Below are 14,169 nucleotides of genomic sequence, written 5' to 3' on the forward strand. Positions count from 1 at the left end.
TTCGAGATTTCTTTATCATCCCCGCTACTATGTTAAAGACATTTCAGCGTCTTTTTTTATCAAAAAAGTATAAAAAATAAATTCCCTTACACGTGAGAAAATATCATCACAAAGCATTACCCTATTATTTTTTATGAAGGGGTTGATTTTTTTACTGCCTGGTCAAAAATGTGCTACGGTATAGATGGTGATGTTATGAAGGAACTCTTAACTGTGATGCTCTGCGTCTCTCTTGTGTCTGCCAGGACACAGCAGCTCACAAACTCACACCCACAAGCCTATCGGCAGGCACTTTCTCAGGTCATTTCCTCCCTTCACCTGAAGAAAAAAGATCCTCTTACTCAGGTCTCAACCATCTACCGTTACATCCTGACTCATGTTGATTATGATTATGAAACCTACTTCCATGTCGCTCATCGTACCACCGCCTATCATGCTTTATGCGAAAAGAAAGCAAACTGCCAAGGCATTTCCTTACTGTTAAAGGATATGTGTCATTGTATGCATATCAAAGCTCCTTTAGTGAAAGGAACGTACCGTGGAGAACCCCATGTCTGGAACGTGATTAAATTAGGACGTTACTACTATAATGCAGACGCCACCTTAGATGATCATAAACTTTCTTGCTTTTTAGTCAGTGATGCTGATTTAGTTGATCATAAACGGACAACGAAAGTCAGTCACATGGCACCGGCTACATTAGGGATGCAAAAGATCAATTATCCACTTTTTAAATACTATCAGTACAAAGCCCCTAAGGAAGTCACTATTCGTTATGCCTATGATGGTGCTAGTTTAAAGATGAAAGCGACCCAAACATTATATCGTTCTAATATTAAGACACCGATGTATTTAAAAGATCATCAGTTACATATTGCTTTTAGACATCGCGGGGACTATGCGATCACCTTGAAGAATAAACAAAGTGGCAAGTTTTTAAACTATTACTTCTATATTCACTAATTATTCTTCATAAAGTTTCTTATTATTGATTACTTTGAAACTTTCTCTTATAATGATCATGGTGATCATGATGCAGGAATTCATTGAACGACGGCTTTATAAACGTTATGTTACGGTTATCTCCGTCAATAGAAAAGATGGCTCACTGGTTCCTATTTATATTATTTGGGAGGATGGAACCCGCTATAAGATTGACCAAATCATCAAGATTATCAATGCCAAGGCAAGTGAGGTAGGCGGCGTCGGAAAGATGTATCAAGTGCGCATCGGCCGCCACATCCGTAATCTTTTCTATGAAAAAAACAGATGGTTTGTGGAAAGCCACAAACCATAAAGAAAGGCCACTTTGCGGTGGCCTTATTTTATTCTAGCAATTCAATGAGTTCACTGGCAATTATAAAAGTGTGCATGGTATAGCGCACCTTTCGCACATAATCTTTATAAGCTTTCTCATTACTGCGACGATACTGCTTATAAAATGTTGTGCGGAAGTTTTCATGTTCTTTTTCTAATATTTTAAGGACAGAGCGACGATCTTCATCGAGTAAGGACAAAAATGTCTTTAACAGCAGACAGAGTTTTTCTAAACCATCCTGATCCTTGCGTAACACAGCCTCTCGCCATAACGGCCCTAAATCATAGAGATCATTGCCAAAATGCATATAACTGATAAAGTTTTGATAAGAGACATCCTCTTCCATCACTGGCTGAATAATAGCCTTCGCGTATTCATCAGCGTGGCGCTGCATCATCACCTTTTGCAGTGCTCCAGCGACATCGATCGATAGCTCATTACCTAAACAGATCACATACGCCAGTGAGGTCCAGTAGAAGTAAAAAGCATCAAAATGCTGGTTACGACTTTGAAAGAAACGATCTAAATCTTGAATAAACTGCTTATACATAGTGATCACCTATGTCCTATTATACCACAAGCTGATTATTCTTCATCAATCATCATAGCGATGATTTCATTATTGGTTTCCTTCATCCCTTCACGTCCTAAGCGGCCGACATGATCTAAAGTCTTTTCAATACCTTTGACGACAATCCCGTCACCGCCTTTAAACTGCTGACCCTGTTTATACATTTCATAGCCAAGCATTGCCGCATCCACGCTCGATGCAATCTTAGCGGCGCAGCTCGCTTTAGCGCCATCGCAGATCATTCCTGAGACAATCGCTAAACTGTTCACAATTGTATGGGTAATCGTTTTATAATCACCCTCTAACAAATAAGCAATACCAGCACCGGCACCCGCTCCCGCGGTGACGGCGCCGCAGTAAGCCGATAATGTACCGATTCCCGTTTTTTCATGAATTGCGACGAGATTGCTTAAGGCTAAAGCGCGTAATAGTCTTTCATGAGAGACACGATAGGCCTTAGCGTAAACAAGTACCGGCAGCGAACATGTTAAGCCCTGATTGCCCGAACCGGAGTTAATGACAACCGGTAATTCACAGCCATTCATGCGCGCATCACTGCCAGCGGCTGCATAGGCTTTTGCTTTCGTGACGAGATCATCTGCCTGACTCATCAGGACCTTCCCAATATTGGCGCCGTAATCATGCGTTAAGCCTTCCTCAGCGATCGCGGTATTATAAGCAATCTGCCTTTCCAGAACTTCCGCAATCTCATCGATCTCAACGGTATTAATAAAATCATAAATACTTTCCATATCAAGTAAAGAGCGATCGGTTTTCTGCGCTTGTTTTGCAGATTCTTTTGTAAAAAGCACCTGATGATCTTTTTCTTTTCTGATGACATTGGTATGATCATCACAAATATGGACTAAACTATAATGATTGTCTTTTTCACAGCGGATGATGATCTCAAAAACATGGCCATTTTCGATATGATGAATCGTCATTGGTAACGTGTCTAAGAGTGACGCAATCTCTTGCTCTTTTTGCGAAGCATGGGCAATGCATTCTAATTTCTGCGTTGCATCCCCGGCGACTAAGCCCGCCGCAATGGCTGCTTTGATGCCTTTTAAATGTCCTGTATTAGGGACAATGACGCTTTTCACATTCTTAATAATGGAACCACTGACCTGGATATCTACTTTACTTGGCATCTCCCCTAATAAATCACGTGCTAACGCAGCGCCATAAGCTAAGGCAATAGGCTCCGTGCAGCCCATTGCAGGCACAAGTTCTTCTTTTAAAATAGCGATATACGCCTGGTATTTCTGATCTTCTTTATGCATTTCCTTCATCCTCTCTTGACCTCATTGTAGCGATTTATTAGTATTAAGTAAATTAAACGTTTTTAATACAATCATTTAAAATTATTTATAGGAGGAATTATGGAAATCAATCAGCTTATCACTTTTGTGACGATCGCAAAATGTCAGTCATTTTCTAAAGCTGCCGCAAAATTAGATTATAGTCAGGCAGCGGTGACGATTCAGATTAAAAATCTTGAGAAAGAATTACAGTGTCAGCTTTTTGACCGTTTAGGCAAACAGGTTTCTTTAACGGCGCGGGGCAGTCAGTTTTATCCGCATGCGATGCAGATTCTCAAAGATCTTGCCATCGCTAAGGAAAGTATTGCCTCATCGGATGAACTGCATGGCTTTTTACGTCTTGGGACAATTGATTCACTTTGTGCTTCGCTAAGTCACTTACTGCTTCATTATCATAAACAGTTCCCCCATGTGACAATGAGTATCACCACCACTTCAATTGATGGGCTATTGATGAAACTCAAACAAAATGAAATAGATATCGCCTATCTGGCCGATCGTTCCATTGAAGATATCCAATTAATGAAAGCTTTTGAAAAAGAGGAAGCGGCCTGCTTTGTCTGCGATGTCCATCATCCGCTTTTACAGGAGAAAAATCTTTCGCTTGATCGGTTATTAAAAGAGCCGCTCATTTTAACGGAGCGCAATGCCTCATACCGTACGTTATTAGATCTTGATTTACAGAAAAAAGGCTATGAAGTAAACTGGTACCATTGTCAAGGACTATTTATTGACAGTGACGACTTGTTTTCAGCTCACAAAGGATGAGGGCAAGATTCAATTGAATCTTGCCCTCATTTTTTCGCTTCTATTCATCCATATCAGGAGTTTTATTGTACGACAAAAAGAACCACTTTACGTGATTTTTTAAACAAGAAGTGGATGACTTGATGTATTATTAATAGATTGCTCCTGTTCTGTTCACATACGATAGCTCTGGATAATTCTGCCAGTTTCTAGGATAGTACAGTGACTTGATCACTGAATCGGATGCCTTGGTTAGGAACTTGAGTGCTGTATTCGTATCAGCCAATAGCGTATCCAGTTTTTCTACTTCTTTCGTATTTTCGTCAATCAGTCTCTGTAGCTTATTGATTCGAGCTAGAATAACCTTCTGATCCTTCTGTACCACTTTGAAAGGATGCTGTTCGCTCTTATACTCATAAGATGATTCACCAGACTCGTTTTGCTTGCTTCTGCGTCGAGCTCTTTCAGCACGCGCTTGTTCGCGTCTGGATTCCAGTTCTTCCTGGGTGATGAGTTCTTTGGCTGAGACGCCGAAATAAACATCAGTCTGATAAATGCCTTCAGTAATATAGCGATAGTATTCTTCAGGAGTCTGTCCTGCCAGATCATACTGAGGTATTACTGTATTATACTGTTCCATAAAGTTTTTGATCATGGTTTCAACCGTATCAAAGTTAGGACATTTTTCAACTAATTCATTTAGAATAGATTTCATTCTTCCAAAAAAGCTTTCCATTGGCGCATTATCGAGGCTGTTTCCGCGTCTGGATACTGACTGAATGAAGCCGTCATCTTCTAGAATTTCTCTGAATTCGGTGGAAAGGTATTGAGAGCCGTTGTCTGAATGAATATAGACATAAGGCTTTTTTCCATTTTCCTTCATGTATTTGCATGCCTTCTCAATTTCCTTTTCATGAAGATCCATCATCATGCAATAAGCTCTTTCAACGAGGGTAACGTCCATTCTTTTAGAAATATGCCATCCAAGAATTTCATTGGTAAATGCGTCCTTAAATACGCATAGATAAGAGATGTTTTTATTGCCGTTATAGGAAATATAAGTGATATCAGTGAGAATAACCTTGCGCGGGTCTTGTCTGAAGTATCTTTTTACGTAATCGTTAACGTTATAATAAGGATGGTTGTATGTTGCCTGTCCCTTGTAGGCATCCTTATGGCGTAGGTTGGGGAACAAATTCAATTCCTGCATCAGACGCGTTACTTTTTTTTCACCAACCGGCTGACCATTGATATTAAAATGCATGCGAGTAAAAAGAGCACAGAATGTTCTTCGCCCAGGCACGAAGCCAAAGGTTTTGACGATATCAATCATCTTATCCTTTATCATCTCATCTTCGGTAGCCTTTTGAATCTGGCTGGCAGATGGATTTTCACGTTTTTTCTTCCAGCACCTGTATTTTCTTGAAGTGATTTCAAATATCTTGCAGGCCTCACTGATTTTGACATCAGGATGATCTCTTATATACGTATCTGCGAGAAGACATTTATCTACCGCTATTTCTCGTTCTTCGATGATGATACCTTCACCAGCAGTTTTGAGCCCTTTTTTTTTACGACTCCAACAACTGTTTCCAGATAGTCAATGCGTGAATTAAGATAGTCAACCATTTCCTGATCGGAAAGATTGCCAACCTGATCACGCGGAACCATGCCGCTGACCTTCTTGGGCTTGCGTGCCTGTCCGCTGGCAGCGCGACCGGCAGCTGCGTAGGCGCGATCTTCTCCTAACGTGTTTACATCGTATCCGAGTGTCTTGTATGCCTTAATTGGTGACATGCCGCCATCCATCAGCTGTTTCATGCGGGCATAGAATTCCCTTGTGTAATAGATTCTGCCATCTGTTACCTTCTCAGTGTATTGGTTTTTAGAAGCCTCTTCTAAAGCTTTTTCCAGGTTAATCTGCTTATTTCTTTTTGCCATAATGCTTTCCTCCGCCTGATATGTATTTATTGGTGTCTGTAGTATATCATGACAGTATCAGGTTGGCACGCGCTTTAGCTCTTTTTGTTGCAAGAGCCTTCGTTTTTTCATACTTATCAGTTTCCTTGGACATGTATAAATCAAACTGCTCAGGCGGCATGGCTTCAAGATACGATTCGTATTTCACGGGTGTCATTTTATTTCTTGTCCACTGTGGTCTCTCGTTGTTGTAGTATTCCACATAGGAAAGCACCATTTCCCTCAGCTCCTCAATGGAACTGCAGCTGGTATAGTCACATTCATCCTTGAAATGGCCAAAAAAGCTTTCCTGTGAACTGTTGTCTTCACAGATGCCTCTTCTGGACATTGATTCTCTGAATCCCAGCTCCTTTACCTTTTTCTGAAATGCTTCATTGAGATACAGTGCCCCCTGGTCGCTATGGAAGATGGCATTATCGCGAAAGGTGTAGCGTTCAAGCTGCTTCAGCGTCTCCATAGTCATTGCCGAATCATTGTTTTCGCTCACCACGGCAGCTAATATGCGCCCTGTTACCGCATCTTTGACTGCTGAAAGATAGCCTCTGCCATTTGCTCCAAAAAACAGATAGGAAACATCAGTGAGAATGTGCGTAAAAGGCATGGCCAGTCTGAATTTTCGTTTAAGAAGATTAGGGCACTTGTATTTTTCAAGATGCTCACGAGCAGCCTTAAGGGACTGACGGGGAGCTCGAACTCCTGAATTAAGTCCATGCTTTCTCATCAGACGTGCTATTTTCTTAATTGAAAAGCTTTTGCCTGTAATCTCAGGCATCATCATGTGGATAGTTCTCTTGCCTTTGGGATAGCCTTTGTAATTCATTGTATCAATAATGGCCCTGACCTCTTCTTCTTCATTCTGATTCCTTAGCTCTTCATATCTGCCGTAGGCATCGTTTCTTAAAATAGAGTAGAAGGTGGATCTTGACAGGCCTGCTTCACTAATGATTTGGCTTAAAGGCATAATGTGACTGTCCGCTAACGAGTCAAGCATTATGAAGGCTTCTCTTCTTAGGCTGGCGCTAAGATCCCATATGCATTGGGATATAGACTTCAGAAAACAAGCCATTTTATTGTATAGTGCCTCATAAAGATTTAGGGCAATGGCTTTGAGTCGATCAGATGAGCCTGCCTCTAAATGAATGGAACATGTATGATCAGATTGAGTAATTTGCTTTTTTATGCGCTGTTTCGTGGAGATAGTAAGAATTGCAGAATCAATATCAAAGATTTTGAGAATATCATTAATGTGCATATCAGAGAAAATTGATGCCTCGCTGTAGAATACATCCGTCAGTTTGATTCTATGTGCAGTTATCCTTTCAACCATTGGGTGGTCTGTATATTCTTCGATTATATTCTGATCAAACGTTTGCTTTTCATGCGGCTCAATATCCCCGTCAAATACTCTTTTTAGCGCATGAATACGCTGATAGCCAATTCGTTCTGGATCAAAGCCATCTGATTTAAGGACATCCTCGATTGCCTGATCAGGATATAAGCTATAGAGCTTTTCAGTATAGTCTTTTGAAAATGAAATGCCACGACGTGCGCGAATGAATTTTCCGGTCGAGACGAGGAACTGATCATAGTTTTTATCTGTTTTATTACGTTTGGCAGAGTTACCCATACGTCCGTTAGTAGGTTTCCCATCGCGTTTAAAATTTCTTTGAATACGACTAATAATTTGTGCGTTAAAGAGAGAGTAGTCAATGCCATTTTCCTTCATGACCTCTCTAATTGATGAAATGCTTTTATATTTAATCCATCTCTCCCACATCATGATCCTGAATTCATAGGTAAATGAAATACGATTTGATCTCACCAGTTTGACGAATTTATTGGCTGAAAGTATTTTAATGGCTTCATCAGATATTACAGTTCCTTTAGACATAACAATTATTACCTTCATTACAAAAAATGGCACCATAGGTTAGGTGACATTACTGTCAATGTAATGTTCCTTTCTATGGTACCATTTTAAAGTGCATCCAATCATTGAATCAGAAAATACTGATCTGATCCTCTCAATGATTCAAAATACACAAAACATAACCTTTTTACCCTATTATTTAATTCAACCCTATATCAAAGATGGCACCTTAGCGAAGTTGCCGCTTGATTATACGATTCCGATTACCCGACAGCTCCTCTATCACAAGGAGAAGTGGGTTTCCCCGGAAATGCAGGCATTTATTGCTTTGCTTGATTAAAAACATAACGATCTAAGCGTTCAAACGCTTCGACAATTCTTGAATAAGGGGATGCTAAATTGAGACGAATCCCATAAGGATCTTTGAACATAACCCCATCCTGCCAGCCGACACCAACATCCCAGCCGGCTTTTTCTAATTCCTGAATCGTCATGTTATGTGCTTTTAAATAGTCTTCACAATGCATAAATAACATATAGGTCCCTTGTGGCACACCGACTTCAATACCTGGATAATTATCTTTAATATGATTGTAAGCATACATCACATTTTTGGTCAAAACATGACGTAATTCTTCCAGCCACTGATAACCTTCTTCTTTATAAGCACCAATAAGTCCATGCATCGATAAGACATTCATTTCATTATAATGACATAAGCTGGATTCCTTGAGCACTCTTTCTCTTAACCAATCATTATAAATGATATGGTAGGAGCCTACTAAACCTGCTAAGTTAAAGGTTTTAGATGGGGCATAGAAAGCCGCTGTATGTTCTCTGGCATAATTTGAAACCGACTGCAGAGGAATATGATGATAGCCGTCTAAGGTGAGATCTGACCAGATTTCATCAGAGATCACCCATACCTGATGCTTTTCAAAGATCGCCATCGCTTTTTCTAATTCTTCTCTTTCCCATACTCGACCGCAAGGATTAAAAGGAGAGCAGAAGATGGCGCAATGAATATGATTTTTCACAATCTTCTCTTCCATGTCCGCATAGTTCATGCGCCAGATATTATCTTCATCTAAATATAAAGGTGAAGAGACGATATCATAGCCATTATTTTCTAAGGTATGGGTAAAGCCAATATATGTAGGTGAATGGAGTAAAACATGATCCCCTTTAGAACATAAGACATTTAAAGCCGAAACCACGCCGCCTAAAACACCATTTTCATAACCAATATGAACAGGCTTTAACCCTTTGACGCCGTTATGTCTTTCCTGCCAGCAAATAATCGATTCATAATATTCTTTGGTTGGACTAAAGTAGCCAAAAGCAGGATGCTTAGTACGCTCGATAATTTCTTCCTGCACTGTTGGCACAGTTGGGAAGTTCATATCTGCGACCCACATCGGAATTGGGTCAAAACCTTCTTTTGGGGCTTCTGGCGCCATGCCTCCGCCTTTACCGATCGCATCAATAGCAATGGCGTCATGACCGCGACGATCCATAATAGTTTCAAAATCAAATTTCATATTCTACCTCACTTCATTGCCCAGATAATACCCTGAGCTAAACGTTTTTCACTGTCTTTAAAATGATTGCCTGGATTCATTTCAAAGATACACTGATGCTCTTTTTGATAAAGCTGATACAGTGTTTCACTGCACTCCTGCACTGTTTTCATTAACGGATGACGACTCTTCGCCTCTTTATCTCCTAATGATAAATAAATATGGGTAATGCCCGGACTGACTTGATGACTTTGGGCATAATCGACAAAATCAGGGAACCAGACAGATCCTGAAGCGGAGACAATGCGGGTAAACAGCGTCGTCTGATACATCGCATAAAGAGCAAATAATCCCGCTAAAGAATAACCCGCTAAGATACATTCTCCAGGCGCATCAAGCTCCTGTAAAATCGTTGGAATCAGGGTTTCTAGCTGCGCTAAATAAGCATCGGCCTGACCGCCAAAATCATTTTGTTTAAAAACAGAAGCAGGCCAAGGTGATAAATCACGCTGCCAGTCAAAGCCTTCTAGGCAGACTAAAATGAGCTGATCATGGGGTAATAAAGCCCATAAGTCGTCTCCTTCATGATGATCACAGTTGACAAAAACAACTGGTACATGAGGCTGATCCCCATAAATCTTATGCGTGACCATAAGACCCCTGCTTAATAAAATCGATATATTTATTTCCCCAGTTTTCAATCGATTTTAGGACGGGTAAAAATTCTTCACCAATGGGTGTTAAGGAATATTCTACGCGTGGCGGTACTTCGGGGTAGACTTCACGATGGACTAAGCCTTCTTCTTCCATGTAACGCAGCTGCGTTGTTAAGGTTGCCTGGGTAATATCAATATTCCGCTGCAGCTCTTTAAAGCGTTTCGTGCCCAAAGATAACTCATGCATAATGAGAATTGCCCATTTTCCCTTTAATAACTGCTGCGCTGTCACATATGGACACTTGCCAAAGAGACCTTTGGCTCTTGCTTCTTCTTTTTTCATTACTTCCGCCTCCAATACTCAAGTGTTTGATACTAAGATAAGGAAAAAATCCTACTTGTTATTTCACATTTATTGTATATGATTATAAATAGAAGTACAAGAATTAACGTAAGTATTCTTTTTGAACTTTTATGACTTCATGATCAAAATTCAAGAATCTCAATAAGTAACGTAACAACTCATGAAGCACAGGAAAAGGTGCAGCGCCCGGGCTGCACCTTTTTACGCGTCAGAACGAGAGAACGCATTCTTCATTCCATTAGACGCTTCATATAAAACATGATCTAAACACTGATCTGTTTCCTCTTTTAACATATCCGCTAACTGCTGATTGATTTCATCTACATTGCCATTAAGATCATTATCAAACGTGTTGATCAAGTGATGCGCTTTAGAGGCTACACTATTTTGATAACGTTCAATATGGATAGCTGTGGTCTGGAAATGCGCATCCGCTAAAGCACCAATAATCCGGTTAACCCAATAGAAGTTATCCGTTGATACACGTTTAGTGGTATGACCATAATATTCCGGAACCGCTTTTCCACCGGTAAAGAATGGTACTAAAGTATTAAAGACATTACAGCCATAAGTAAACCATTCAATCGCCTGCTTACGCTTTTCCGCGTATCCTCTTAACTGGATCACACCTAAGAAATCGGTACGGTTAATTCCGATTGGACGATATTTTCCACGATTTGATGGATCACCGGTATGACCATAAACATCATATGGCGTGCCCTGATAGTGGAATGATAAGGCATGTTTCACATCTTCGATCGTGATCTTTCTTTCTGGCACTAATGACCATGGCAAATCATCATCTTCTGGTTTGAACTGCGCATCATCACCAGTCCAGGTATAGGTGCGCGGATTGAAATATTTTAAAATCATCCAGGCTCTTGGCGTATTGTAAACATGATCTGAATCACTATGAGAACCAAACGCTAAACGGGCATTGAACTGACCATCCATCGCTAAATCAAGGTGATTCTTTTCGATGAATGTCATTAAATCAGTAGAACACATATGATCACGTTTAGCACTGTAAGCATCATTTAAATCGAAATCTTTAATCCCCTGCTGGTTTGGCATGACGACATATTCATCATCTTTCACTCTTTTCGCAATCCAATGATGACCGCCGATCGTCTCTAACCACCAGATTTCTTTAGTATCGCTAAAGGCAATTCCGTTCATTTCATAAGTGCCATATTCTTCTAATAAAGCGCCTAACCGCTCTACGCCTTCACGAGCTGAATGAATATAAGGCAGCGTAACGACGACTAAGTCTTCTTCACCTAAACCGTTTTTCACTAATGGATCCGCGCCTAAAACTAAAGCGTTTGAGGTGATTGTTTCGGTAGCTGTCATCGCCACGTTTTCTTCGTTGACGCCGCAGGCTGCCCAAATGCCTTCGCCATCTAGGGCATTTGGCATCGCCGAATAAGCCATTGGATTGTCCGGTAAGCTTACCTGACATTTAGAAATAACTGATGTATAGTCTCTTGGCTGATCTTCTGGCAAAACGATCGCCAGTTTTTTCGCCGCAAATTTACCGGCTGAGGCATCATCATTACGGGCAATGATGGTCGAACCATCATATGAGGCATCTTTGCCTACTAATATTGTTGTACAAGCCATAATTATTACCTTCTTTCTGAGGAGTATTTTACCATTGTTTATCACTTTCTTCAATTTGGAAACCTTCCTATTTTACTTTCCCCTATTCTTTCGATTCTGCCAAGTTTTAAAGATGAATTTTCGATTAATATTAAATATTTCACATATCAGACATGTTTCTATGATAATATTAATATGACATCAAAATAAAAGGAGGATGAAAAATGGACTTAAAAAGAGAATTTGAGAAATATGGCTTTGAAAAAATTCTTGATTATATTTATCGTAATCCTCATAAAAATCTTCCTTTGATCATGGATTTTATTGATTATATGAGTCAAGGAACCTTTCCTGAGCATCGTAAGTTAGCGCGTCAGGCGATTGAAAAGGAAGATGATCCTTATCATTACTATATTGATCACATCATCAAAGATGTCGATCCTGAACTCGCTAAACATCTGATGGCTAATCTCACAGTCAATGCTGGAATTAACGGTTCCCAAAAACGCAACTTACTGAAACGCCAATACCATTACCCGGTGCCCTGGGTCATGAGTTTACTTTATAGTGATCTTGAGACAATGGATGATTTGGTGCGTCAAGGCGAAGCATTGGCCATTTATATTTATCTCATTGAAGATCTTCCGCTTGCTCATCAGGAGGATTTCATCACGTTGACTCATAACCATCCTCAATCGGTTTTTCTCCTCTTTACTGATGGCCAGCTCGTCAATGAACAAATGATAAAATCTACTTTACGTACCCGTAATATTATTTACACCCTCACAAAGCCTAATATTGAGAAAATGGCATTTCTAAAAGAAAGGCGCATGCTTTATGGCATCGATGTCCCCTCTTTTACCAAAGATTTACTAGATGAGTATCGCACTATGGGTATTTATTTCTTATGGTACCATTCCCCATCCCTGGAACATTTCCGCTTACTCTCAAAATATCGTATCAATGAACCTTTATTTATCATCGATGAAGACTTTGATATCGACTTATTAGAAAATCCCCATGGGAATATTCAAACATACATAGAAAATGGTCGGATTGAATATATGAAAAAACGCTCGCAAAAGAAGCTAACATCCTTGTAAGTCAGTTGTTAAGCGACTACAATAAAAGGCGTGGAGGTCAAATACAATGCAATTTAAAAAATCAAAAGTTGTCATTATTGGCTGTGGTAATGTTGGTTCCACAACCGCTTATACAATCATCAATCAGGGCTTATGTGAAGAAATTGCCCTCATTGATATCAATAAAGAAAAAGCCGTCGGAGAAGCGCTGGATATGCAGCACTCCATCTACTTTATGAACCGTAATATTAAAGTGTATGCGGCTGATTATGATACGTGTAAAGATGCGGATATCGTCATTATTACCGCATCTGTACCAATGGATCCTCATGCCAATAACCGTTTGGATATGTTAGCAGGATCAAAGAAAGTCATGAAATCCATTGTCAAATCCGTTATGGGCAGTGGTTTTAATGGGATTATGATCGTCATTTCAAACCCTGTCGATGTCATGACATATTATGCCTGGAAATTATCTGGCTTACCAAAAAATCAGGTCATCGGTTCCGGCACAACCCTCGATACGGCTCGTTTAGCTGTAGAAATCTCACGCTTATTTGATTTAGACTCAAAAAGTGTTTCAGCCTTTGTCATGGGTGAACATGGTGATAGTGAAATCGTCTCTTGGCATTCCGCAACAATCGGCGGTAAGTCTTTAAGTGATGTCATGAGCGATAATGCCGAGCGTGCGCAGCATGAAACCTTTGATGCCTTAAGAGAAAAGACCATTAAAGCCGGCTGGGAAATCTTCCATCGTAAAGGTTCGACGACTTATGGCATCGCCGCTTCGGTCACCGCTATCGTAAAATCAATTCTCTTTAATGAAAACCGCATTTTACCCGTATCGATTCTTTTAGAAGGAGAATATGGTTTACATGATGTCTTCTTATCTGTGCCAACCATTATTAACGAAACTGGAGCTAAAGAAATTGTGGAAATCAAATTAAACAAAGAGGAACATGATGCCTTAGTCGCTTCCAGCAAAGTTGTTGCCAGCTACTATGATGCCTTAAAAGATTAAATGTATACAAAAAAGATCATAAGAGAATTATTTCTAAACTGGTACCATTGTCAAGGACTATTTATTGACAGTGACGACTTGTTTTCAGCTCACAAAGGATGAGGGCAAGATTCAAT

At 40.0% G+C, this 14,169-nt stretch carries 15 protein-coding genes; 6 read left to right on the top strand and 9 right to left on the bottom strand.

All coding sequences use genetic code 11. The features are described from left to right. The first annotated feature begins 195 nt into the window (after window positions 1-195). Entirely contained in the window at window positions 196-963 is a 768-nt protein-coding gene (locus SG0102_RS14055) for a transglutaminase-like domain-containing protein (RefSeq protein ID WP_162300214.1), read from the top strand. Between the two features lie 52 nt (window positions 964-1,015). After that, window positions 1,016-1,297, top strand: coding sequence for a hypothetical protein (locus tag SG0102_RS14060; RefSeq protein WP_231999813.1), 282 nt, complete (start codon window positions 1,016-1,018; stop codon window positions 1,295-1,297). A 28-nt stretch (window positions 1,298-1,325) separates the two neighbouring features. Here SG0102_RS14060 and SG0102_RS14065 read toward each other — a convergent pair whose 3' ends face one another. Both SG0102_RS14065 and SG0102_RS14070 read right to left on the bottom strand, forming a co-directional pair. Beyond that, entirely contained in the window at window positions 1,326-1,868 is a 543-nt protein-coding gene (locus SG0102_RS14065; protein ID WP_125120523.1) for a hypothetical protein, read from the bottom strand. Window positions 1,869-1,903: 35 nt separating this feature from the next. Next, window positions 1,904-3,172, bottom strand: a complete 1,269-nt coding sequence (locus SG0102_RS14070) for an L-cysteine desulfidase family protein (RefSeq protein ID WP_125120524.1) — start codon at window positions 3,170-3,172, stop codon at window positions 1,904-1,906. A 99-nt stretch (window positions 3,173-3,271) separates the two neighbouring features. Here SG0102_RS14070 and SG0102_RS14075 point away from each other — a divergent pair, with 99 nt between their 5' ends. Beyond that, on the top strand, window positions 3,272-3,979 hold the full coding sequence (locus tag SG0102_RS14075) for a LysR family transcriptional regulator (protein WP_125120525.1): 708 nt from the start codon (window positions 3,272-3,274) through the stop codon (window positions 3,977-3,979). Between the two features lie 130 nt (window positions 3,980-4,109). Here the strand turns inward: SG0102_RS14075 and SG0102_RS14080 are convergent, their stop codons facing one another. Genes SG0102_RS14080 through SG0102_RS14090 form a run of 3 tightly spaced genes read right to left on the bottom strand, consistent with a single transcriptional unit; the run spans window position 4,110 to window position 7,847 of the window. After that, entirely contained in the window at window positions 4,110-5,498 is a 1,389-nt protein-coding gene (locus tag SG0102_RS14080; RefSeq protein ID WP_125118146.1) for an IS3 family transposase, read from the bottom strand. Continuing rightward, window positions 5,474-5,899 (bottom strand): hypothetical protein, encoded by a 426-nt coding sequence (locus SG0102_RS14085; RefSeq protein ID WP_125118147.1) that lies wholly within the window; start codon window positions 5,897-5,899, stop codon window positions 5,474-5,476. Before SG0102_RS14085 ends, SG0102_RS14080 begins: the two co-directional genes overlap by 25 nt. A gap of 46 nt (window positions 5,900-5,945) precedes the next feature. Then, the gene (locus SG0102_RS14090; protein ID WP_157982993.1) at window positions 5,946-7,847 is read right to left on the bottom strand and encodes an IS3 family transposase; all 1,902 of its coding nucleotides are present in this window, start codon (window positions 7,845-7,847) and stop codon (window positions 5,946-5,948) included. A 73-nt stretch (window positions 7,848-7,920) separates the two neighbouring features. On the opposite strand from SG0102_RS14090, the gene SG0102_RS14095 reads away from it, so the two are divergent. Then, a complete protein-coding gene (locus tag SG0102_RS14095) occupies window positions 7,921-8,148 on the top strand; it encodes a LysR family transcriptional regulator substrate-binding protein (protein WP_125120526.1) in 228 nt (75 codons plus the stop codon). Here the strand turns inward: SG0102_RS14095 and SG0102_RS14100 are convergent. The 4 genes from SG0102_RS14100 to SG0102_RS14115 form a co-directional block, all read right to left on the bottom strand. Next, window positions 8,129-9,349: a MalY/PatB family protein gene (locus SG0102_RS14100; RefSeq protein ID WP_125120527.1), complete on the bottom strand. Its 1,221-nt coding sequence runs from the start codon at window positions 9,347-9,349 to the stop codon at window positions 8,129-8,131. The genes SG0102_RS14095 and SG0102_RS14100 overlap by 20 nt on opposite strands. 8 nt (window positions 9,350-9,357) lie before the next feature. Then, window positions 9,358-9,981, bottom strand: a complete 624-nt coding sequence (locus SG0102_RS14105; protein ID WP_125120528.1) for an alpha/beta hydrolase-fold protein — start codon at window positions 9,979-9,981, stop codon at window positions 9,358-9,360. Then, window positions 9,968-10,327: a winged helix-turn-helix transcriptional regulator gene (locus SG0102_RS14110; protein WP_125120529.1), complete on the bottom strand. Its 360-nt coding sequence runs from the start codon at window positions 10,325-10,327 to the stop codon at window positions 9,968-9,970. The genes SG0102_RS14105 and SG0102_RS14110 overlap by 14 nt, the downstream gene beginning before the upstream one ends. A gap of 222 nt (window positions 10,328-10,549) precedes the next feature. Next, window positions 10,550-11,971: a C69 family dipeptidase gene (locus SG0102_RS14115; RefSeq protein ID WP_125120530.1), complete on the bottom strand. Its 1,422-nt coding sequence runs from the start codon at window positions 11,969-11,971 to the stop codon at window positions 10,550-10,552. A gap of 203 nt (window positions 11,972-12,174) precedes the next feature. Here SG0102_RS14115 and SG0102_RS14120 point away from each other — a divergent pair, with 203 nt between their 5' ends. Both SG0102_RS14120 and SG0102_RS14125 read left to right on the top strand, forming a co-directional pair. Continuing rightward, window positions 12,175-13,053 carry a hypothetical protein gene (locus tag SG0102_RS14120; protein WP_125120531.1) on the top strand — a complete coding sequence of 293 codons (879 nt, stop codon included), beginning with the start codon at window positions 12,175-12,177 and terminating at the stop codon, window positions 13,051-13,053. A 46-nt stretch (window positions 13,054-13,099) separates the two neighbouring features. Next, complete coding sequence (locus tag SG0102_RS14125) at window positions 13,100-14,053, top strand: L-lactate dehydrogenase (RefSeq protein WP_125120532.1); 954 nt, start codon at window positions 13,100-13,102, stop codon at window positions 14,051-14,053. The last annotated feature ends 116 nt before the right edge of the window (window positions 14,054-14,169 follow it).

It is taken from the genome of Intestinibaculum porci (assembly GCF_003925875.1).
Lineage (GTDB): Bacteria > Bacillota_I > Bacilli_A > Erysipelotrichales > Coprobacillaceae > Intestinibaculum > Intestinibaculum porci.

Excerpts from the sequence above, each read along its gene's own strand:
- SG0102_RS14105 (WP_125120528.1), bottom strand. The coding sequence starts at position 9,981 with ATGGTCACGCATAAGATTTATGGGGATCAGCCTCATGTACCAGTTGTT.
- SG0102_RS14115 (WP_125120530.1), bottom strand. The coding sequence starts at position 11,971 with ATGGCTTGTACAACAATATTAGTAGGCAAAGATGCCTCATATGATGGT.
- SG0102_RS14100 (WP_125120527.1), bottom strand. The coding sequence starts at position 9,349 with ATGAAATTTGATTTTGAAACTATTATGGATCGTCGCGGTCATGACGCC.
- SG0102_RS14125 (WP_125120532.1), top strand. The coding sequence starts at position 13,100 with ATGCAATTTAAAAAATCAAAAGTTGTCATTATTGGCTGTGGTAATGTT.
- SG0102_RS14065 (WP_125120523.1), bottom strand. The coding sequence starts at position 1,868 with ATGTATAAGCAGTTTATTCAAGATTTAGATCGTTTCTTTCAAAGTCGT.
- SG0102_RS14075 (WP_125120525.1), top strand. The coding sequence starts at position 3,272 with ATGGAAATCAATCAGCTTATCACTTTTGTGACGATCGCAAAATGTCAG.
- SG0102_RS14070 (WP_125120524.1), bottom strand. The coding sequence starts at position 3,172 with ATGCATAAAGAAGATCAGAAATACCAGGCGTATATCGCTATTTTAAAA.
- SG0102_RS14090 (WP_157982993.1), bottom strand. The coding sequence starts at position 7,847 with ATGAAGGTAATAATTGTTATGTCTAAAGGAACTGTAATATCTGATGAA.
- SG0102_RS14060 (WP_231999813.1), top strand. The coding sequence starts at position 1,016 with ATGATCATGGTGATCATGATGCAGGAATTCATTGAACGACGGCTTTAT.
- SG0102_RS14055 (WP_162300214.1), top strand. The coding sequence starts at position 196 with ATGAAGGAACTCTTAACTGTGATGCTCTGCGTCTCTCTTGTGTCTGCC.
- SG0102_RS14110 (WP_125120529.1), bottom strand. The coding sequence starts at position 10,327 with ATGAAAAAAGAAGAAGCAAGAGCCAAAGGTCTCTTTGGCAAGTGTCCA.
- SG0102_RS14085 (WP_125118147.1), bottom strand. The coding sequence starts at position 5,899 with ATGGCAAAAAGAAATAAGCAGATTAACCTGGAAAAAGCTTTAGAAGAG.
- SG0102_RS14120 (WP_125120531.1), top strand. The coding sequence starts at position 12,175 with ATGGACTTAAAAAGAGAATTTGAGAAATATGGCTTTGAAAAAATTCTT.